At 54.2% G+C, this 6,884-nt stretch carries 5 protein-coding genes; 1 reads left to right on the plus strand and 4 read right to left on the minus strand.

Going from position 1 to position 6,884, the window contains the following annotated elements; translation table 11 throughout:
- Window positions 1–694: 694 nt before the first annotated feature.
- Window positions 695–1,114, plus strand: a complete 420-nt coding sequence (locus AB8W27_RS21625) for a hypothetical protein (RefSeq protein ID WP_012815839.1) — start codon at window positions 695–697, stop codon at window positions 1,112–1,114.
- Window positions 1,115–1,181: 67 nt separating this feature from the next.
- On the opposite strand, the gene AB8W27_RS21630 is transcribed toward AB8W27_RS21625, so the two are convergent.
- The 4 genes from AB8W27_RS21630 to AB8W27_RS21645 form a co-directional block, all read right to left on the minus strand.
- Window positions 1,182–1,583 carry an Exc2 family lipoprotein gene (locus tag AB8W27_RS21630; protein ID WP_012815840.1) on the minus strand — a complete coding sequence of 134 codons (402 nt, stop codon included), beginning with the start codon at window positions 1,581–1,583 and terminating at the stop codon, window positions 1,182–1,184.
- A 231-nt stretch (window positions 1,584–1,814) separates the two neighbouring features.
- On the minus strand, window positions 1,815–3,761 hold the full coding sequence (locus AB8W27_RS21635) for a methyl-accepting chemotaxis protein (protein ID WP_012815841.1): 1,947 nt from the start codon (window positions 3,759–3,761) through the stop codon (window positions 1,815–1,817).
- A gap of 365 nt (window positions 3,762–4,126) precedes the next feature.
- Window positions 4,127–4,897: an AAA family ATPase gene (locus AB8W27_RS21640; RefSeq protein ID WP_161578214.1), complete on the minus strand. Its 771-nt coding sequence runs from the start codon at window positions 4,895–4,897 to the stop codon at window positions 4,127–4,129.
- 567 nt (window positions 4,898–5,464) lie between these two features.
- Window positions 5,465–6,649, minus strand: a complete 1,185-nt coding sequence (locus AB8W27_RS21645) for an AAA family ATPase (RefSeq protein ID WP_369833022.1) — start codon at window positions 6,647–6,649, stop codon at window positions 5,465–5,467.
- Between the last annotated feature and the right edge of the window lie 235 nt (window positions 6,650–6,884).

Raw genomic sequence — 6,884 nt, forward strand, 5'->3', positions numbered from 1 at the left:
AGTATAAGGACGCTATGCCCGCAAGGCTTTTGATACGGCGCCATGGCACAGGCGGTTAACCCACAATGTTTATCCTGCCAGACTAAACGCCCTGACAGCGAGGAGTGCGCGTGCCTGCACCTTCGGAGTGGGGCTGACGCAGTCAGACCGTATCTCCGGCCTGCGGGTCCGCAGGAGCCGCCTGGCGGTGTAGTTACAACATACGTTAATGCGAATCAGGTTTACCCGCCCTACGGGCGGGCGCGGGCGGCCCGGCAATGGGTGAGTGCGCGCTCAGGGGTTTCAGGAACAAATCTGACGCCACAACCGCGGCCGGAAGGGGCTCCAGGGTTTCAGAATGACGCGGTGGCTACCGGTGCAAAGACATTTTATCCTTATGGATGTTGTAACTAGTAAAGGGTTTTTCAATACCTTTTACTGCACAAAGCGCAGCACACAAAAGCCACTCACGCCGCGGTGAGTTGGCTTTATTTAAAGGGATATAAAGGCGATGGCCACCATTATCGCCCTGCTCATCTTCAACGCTCCCTTATGCCGAATCACGGGTTCTGTATCGCCTGTTAACCGTGAGGATGTCCCTATCGTTGCCAGAATCGCCCTTCCCTACCAGAAATGGCACTCCGCCCTTAAAAGGTGGTGAATATGTTATTATCCGGTTGATATTTATGGAAAATAGTTTCGAAGAGTGACAATTATGAAAACCGGATATGCCGCACTGCTTTCTGCCCTTCTGCTCTCAGGCTGCGCGCAGCTTAACGATGGCCTGGGCGCGTTAAACTCAGGCCTCGCCAGCATTAACAAAGGGTTAAAAGCCCCGCTTCAGAAAACGGATAAATCCGCCAGCCAGATTTGCGCCGAAGCCAATAAAAACCCTGGCCGCGCGAATCAGACCTTTAACGGGCTGGGCATGACAACAGAAGGGATAGTGCATCTGCATGACAATAACTTTGTCACTGAGGAATTTTTCCTGCTGAAGGTCGGCAGCAATACGGTTGCCGTCAGCGGTTATCCGGATATGAATGCCCTGAATGAAGGGCAGCGACTGAAAGTGGAGGGCACCATCACCAATATCTCCAAAGATTTCGGATGTATGATCTCGGTGAATGCTTACTGATTTCAGGCGCCGTCAAAACAGGCCGGAAAGCCGGCCTGCTTATCAATCCCGCCGCAGCGCATAAACCCTACCGACCGTGAAACCCGTCCAGATAGGTCTGCGCCAGATCGTCGCCCAGCATCCGCTTTTCACGCGGGCTGGTGTTGTCATCTGAGAACTGGCCGCGATGGTTCGCGAATTCGCTGGCGGTTTGTATGCCACAGGCGTTGTCGCGGTAAGCCTTAGCCTGACGCTCTGCCCAGGCGGCATCACGCCCCTGCGCTTTATCCGCTTTGCCCTGATTGTAGACGCTGGTAAAAGCAGGCATAAACGCGGCGATGCTGCCCGTTGTATCCACTCTTAAATTCGCGTCGTGCGATTCCATTCCCTGCAGGACATAGTGCCGCGCATGTATTTCCGGCGACGTTCTGGTCACGCATCCCGCTAACACCGCGGCCACAGCCACGACTATCACTCCGTAACGCGTCATAGATTTCTTCCTGAAAAGTTATCGTTCTGCCGAATTAAGGCGGGCAGATGTGGCCTGTGCATCATCACCGCTGTGAATTGAGCGCAGAAATTTTACCCCTCGACATTCAGGGTTAATACATACCAGATCAGGGGATTGCACAGGCATCGCTGGCGTGCATTACGCTGTGGAAATCAAAGTAAAAAGCCGCACAAGGCGAACCCTGTGCGGCGAGTCTGTGGCGTACTGACGTCAGGCCGTCTGCTGGTGCGTACTGAAGAACGCCAGCGCGGTTTCCAGCGCTTTCGCCTGCTCTTCGAGCGACATCGCCGCCGCGGAAACCTGCTGTACCAGCGAGGCGTTCTGCTGGGTCACGCTGTCCATCTGGTTCACCGCCACGCTTATCTGATCCACCCCGCGGGTCTGTTCATCCAGCGCCCGTACGATTTCGTTAATCGCCAGGTGCACGCTGCTCACCGCGTCGATGATTTGTTTCATCGTGGAGCCGGTTTCATTTACCAGCGTCACGCCCTGACCGACGCGGCCGGTCGATTCCGTGATCAGCTGAGAGATCTCTTTTGCCGCGTTCGCGCTGCGGCTGGCGAGCGTGCGTACTTCACCGGCGACAATCGCGAAGCCGCGCCCCTGTTCACCGGCGCGTGCCGCTTCCACCGCGGCGTTCAGCGCCAGGATATTGGTCTGGAAGGCGATGCTGTCGATAATGCTGGTGATATCGCTGATTTTCTGCGAGCTCTCATCCACCTGCGACATCACATGCACCACGCGATCCACCAGGGCCTCGCCTGCGCCCGCGATATTTTTCGCGTGTTCCGTCAGCACAATCGCACGTCCGGCGCTCTCGGCGTTGTTTTTCACGGTCGCGGAAATCTCTTCCATGCTGGCGGCCGTCTCAACAATCGCCGCCGCCTGCTCCTCGGTGCGGGACGCCAGATCGGTATTGCCGGCAGCGATTTCACTGCTGCCGGCGCGCACAGAGTGGCTGGCATCGCTGATATCGCCGACGATCTCACGCAGTCGCGACTGCATCGTACTCAACGCATAAAAGATGCTCCAGGTATCGCCCTGCTGCACCGGAATGACATTATTCAGGTTGCCATGCGCGACGGAGAGCGCGATTTCAGAAGCTTCCAGCGGCTCGCCGCCCACCGGGCGCGCGACTTTGCGGGTGAAGACCAGCGCCACCACCAGGCTCACGACAGCAATACTCAGCACCATCAGAATGAGGGCATTGATCAGTCCCTGCCAGGCTTCGGCCATGACGACGCTCACCGGCGTAACCACCGCAAGCTTCCACGGCGTGCCGCTGTTGCCCACATCAATGGTGTTCCAGGTGATAAACGCCGGTTCGTTAAGCACTGGATCGTTATAGCGAATCACATCACGGCCCGTCACGGTGCCTTTATAGGGCTTGCCGATGGTCGCTTTATCCGGCGCGGAGATCACTTTGTTGTCCGCGGACAGCAGTAGCGCATAACCAACGCCATCCCACGGTTTGATTGCTCCCACCATCTTTTGCAGCGTTTCGAGTGAGAAATCTGACGTTACCGAGCCCTGGAATTTGCCGTCGCGCATAATCGGCGCGGCGATCGAGGTGAGCATGACGTCCACGCCGTTGTACGGGTAGATATAGGGTTCGATGATGACATCTTTCTGCCGCTGGCGTGGAAGCACGTAATAGTCGCCGCTGCCGGGCGTTTCATAATCCACCAGATTATGCAGCGCCGGGTTGCCCGCGCTGTCGCGGTCCACATAACGCGCGTAGCGTCCCTTCGGATCCTGGCCTGCCTGACCGGCAAATGTGGCGTCGCTTGCGTCAAACGCGTCAGGTTCAAAGGTCAGTGACATTGATAAGAAATCATCATGGGCGCGCAGAAAGCTGACTAACAACTGCTCCAGCCCTTTACGATCCTTAAGCCCGGACTCATGCAGCGCCCAGGCGCTGATGCCAACATCGCGCGCGGCAATCAGGGCCGTATCGAGGCGACGGCTTACCTGTAAGGTTTCCGTTTGCGCAATTTGTTGCAGGTGTTTTTTCGCGACATATTCCTGCTGCGACATCGATTGCCAGAGCAGTAAACCGATCGTGATGCCAAAACCTGCGGTTATCGTAATGAAAATGGATAACAGCATCAGCGTTTTGGTCTTAAGCTTTCTTCCCGAAGAGAGCTTACTGGTCATTATTTTCTCCCAAACACCGCCAGAAAGGCAGGATATATCTGCTAACTATCGGCAATTATCCAGGAAGCCTTATACGTTCCCTTAATTAAATTTTCTTACTGCAAACGAAGCGGGACAAGCGAAACGGGTAAAGGTAGTCATATCAAAAAGAAAGGCGCGAATGCAGAAATCGAAGGCAAAAAAAGAGGGCCGCCCGACATCGTGGCAGCCCGTAAACAGAATAATGGCGAATGGCCCCTTTTCCTGATGATGCTATCGTAGCGTCTGAACCTTAAGGCAAACTTAAGAGATGAGTTTAATCTTAAATTTTTTGTGACGATGGCATCATTACGTATCAAAAAAGCCGGAAAATCTCACCGCCGCAATCAGGCATCCGTAAATTCCAGCTTCGCTTTCACGCGCTCCAGCGACTGCAGATAATCGATATTCTCAATAAGCTGATGTAATTCCCGCGTTTCGCCGCCAGACTCCGCCAGTGCATCTTCAATAAAAGGCGAATGCCCGAAACGTTGCAGGATCACATTTTTCTTTTGCATGTCATTCAGCGAGCAGAGCGTAATAAACCGGAAGCGTTTTTTATACGTAGCGTCGTTTTTCAGGGTCTCCGTCGCCTCGCACGGTGCGGAAATAATGCACCGGAACGACGACATCAGATACGGCTTAAGAGAGAGAAGAATGCGCATCCCTGCCGACAGCTGGTCATTTTCTGCGGTGAACGCGTGCGTACCGTCCAGATACAGAATGACTTTATGGCGCTCGGCCAGCTCAACCGCCAGCGCCAGTTTTTTTTCTACCTCTTCCTGACTGGTATTACCTGCATACAGCGACACCATATTAATTTCCGCCAGATGGCAGCCCGGCTGGATCTGTAACAGGTAGCGGGAAAGATTGCGGACAAAACAGGACTTCCCGACGCCTTCATTGCCGGAGACGACCAGACTGTTAGTATTTCGGCATGACAGAATCGCCAGCGCCGAGAGGATTTCTGATTCCCGATACATCACGTCCGGAATATTTCCGCTGGCGAGCATCCCCATCAGATCGCTGGCATGAATGCCATGCTCTTTTAACAGTGAATAAAACGCCTTCCGGTCATGTTGCGGCTCAATGGTGAACAAATTGTTAGGTGGTGTCATTTTATTTTCCTTAAGCGTGTAATTACAAAAGTAATAATCCCGCCCTGATTCATTTCTGAAAAGGCGTTGAATACCGCTGCGGTTAAATGGGTAACAAAATAATAATGGCGCCGGTTAACGGGCACGACTTATCCCCACGCCGGAGACCATTCCACCAGCGTTTGCGTACCTTTTGCGCATTACAATTTTACGAGCGTCTCGTTGAATACCCCGTTGTGTGTCTGACTCTCCCGCCAGCATTTCAAAGGTCAGAAAGGCCAGCTCATATCATCAGGAGAATTGGATAGTTAAGCGGTGCTAAAACTTAATTAAGTGTGAAGATAGGCAAAAATCTTAAAGGCGTCAACTGCCGAAATAATTATCGATAAATAAGTTATTCCTTATACCGTGAATTGGCGAATTAAGATTTTCCTCAGTATGAATTACGGAAATAAAAAGGTAAGTTGTCCGGTTATTTTTTATGGGGGCAGGTAAAATTTTATGTCGCAAACGGGTGGCGATACGGATGGAAATCATTAAAAAACCCCGCCGATGCGGGGTTTGTGAGAGAAAAGAAGACGAGCGGTTTCAGAACGTACTGTAAAGCAGCGCAGAAACCGTGAGCAGGCCGCCAGCAGCGACCACGACCGCCGTCGGGCCTCGCAGCGAGCGCAGCGCGTCACGGGTATAGATCAGGTACGTCGGGATAAGAAACAGGAAGATGGCGGTCAGCGGCCCGCAGACGGTTTCGATCAGCGTAATAACGTCCGGGTTGAGGTCAACCACGCCGAATGTCACGACAAACATCGCCAGGAACGCGAGCGTCTTCGCACGCGTTTTTATACCGGTGCGCTCGGCAATCAGCGCCGTCATGGTTTCCGCCACAGGCAGGCACACGCCGAGAAACGATTTCGTCATCCCTACGATGGCGATAAACGGCGCGAGGATAAACAGCAGATCGAGACCGCCCTGACTCTGCATCACCGAGAGCATGTTCAGGTTTTCCGCTTTCGCTCTGGCGAACGTCGCCGGCGGGTTTGCCAGCAGGCAACTCAGCACGAAGAACACAATGCTGAAAATAATCAGCGCATACGCCACGCGCACCACCCGTACTGACTTCACTTCGCCGCCATGACCGCTTTCACGATAGTACGACGCCAGCGGCGCAATCAACGGCGCGGAGCAGAGCGCGAAAGAGATGAGCGGCAAGGTCAGCCAGATATTTTTCAACGCGTCGCCCACGGGCTCGCCTGCCGGAATGAGCGGCATACTGAAATTCGCCAGGCTCCAGGCGGGGATCTGGAGCACCGCTATCAGCAGAAGCGATAACGCAAACGGCAGCGCCAGCGCGCCCATCATGCTGACGACTTTATCGCGCCCTTTGCTGAGCGCCAGAAACAGCACCGCCACGACGACAAACGCCAGCAGCGCGCGATTTACCGGCGCGACATGCATGCGATTCATCAGGTAATCCGAGATAGCATTTACCAGCGAGATGGCATACACCAGCGTGACCGGGAAATGCGCGACGCAGAAGAAAATCCGGATCGCCGCCCTCCCCTTCGGGCCGAAAAACGCGCCGAACAGCGGCAGCGTGCCGTCATCGGTCTGTTTATCGCGCATAAATACGCGGCAAATCAGCACATGCGGCACCAGCGAAAGCGGAATGCCCAGTATCAGCAGAAGAAGAAAAACCAGCGGGCCGCGCGTGCCGATTTCAACAGGAAGAAACAGCGTGCCCGCGCCGACGGTAGCGCCCGTAAACGCCAGCATCCAGAGCGTGTCTCTGAATCTCCAGTGGCTACGGGTGGCAGGCCGCTGTCCGTGGGGGTTGATATTGTCATTGTCTATATTTCAGCTTAATGGATTAAGAATGTACCGAAGCCGTTTCGCAGGCCGGTTAAGAAAAAACGCACAGGGCGTAAACAGGGGCTGAATGATATAGAAATCGGGCGCTGAATTCGAAGCTCGCGGGTGATAAAACGTAAATAAACGCAACGGCGCGCGC

It is taken from the genome of Cronobacter turicensis (assembly GCF_041222865.1).
In the GTDB taxonomy this organism is placed as follows: Bacteria; Pseudomonadota; Gammaproteobacteria; order Enterobacterales; family Enterobacteriaceae; genus Cronobacter; species Cronobacter turicensis.

Coding starts and splice junctions, on each gene's coding strand:
- AB8W27_RS21625 (WP_012815839.1), top strand. CDS start 695: ATGAAAACCGGATATGCCGCACTGCTTTCTGCCCTTCTGCTCTCAGGC.
- AB8W27_RS21630 (WP_012815840.1), bottom strand. CDS start 1,583: ATGACGCGTTACGGAGTGATAGTCGTGGCTGTGGCCGCGGTGTTAGCG.
- AB8W27_RS21635 (WP_012815841.1), bottom strand. CDS start 3,761: ATGACCAGTAAGCTCTCTTCGGGAAGAAAGCTTAAGACCAAAACGCTG.
- AB8W27_RS21640 (WP_161578214.1), bottom strand. CDS start 4,897: ATGACACCACCTAACAATTTGTTCACCATTGAGCCGCAACATGACCGG.
- AB8W27_RS21645 (WP_369833022.1), bottom strand. CDS start 6,649: ATGCTGGCGTTTACGGGCGCTACCGTCGGCGCGGGCACGCTGTTTCTT.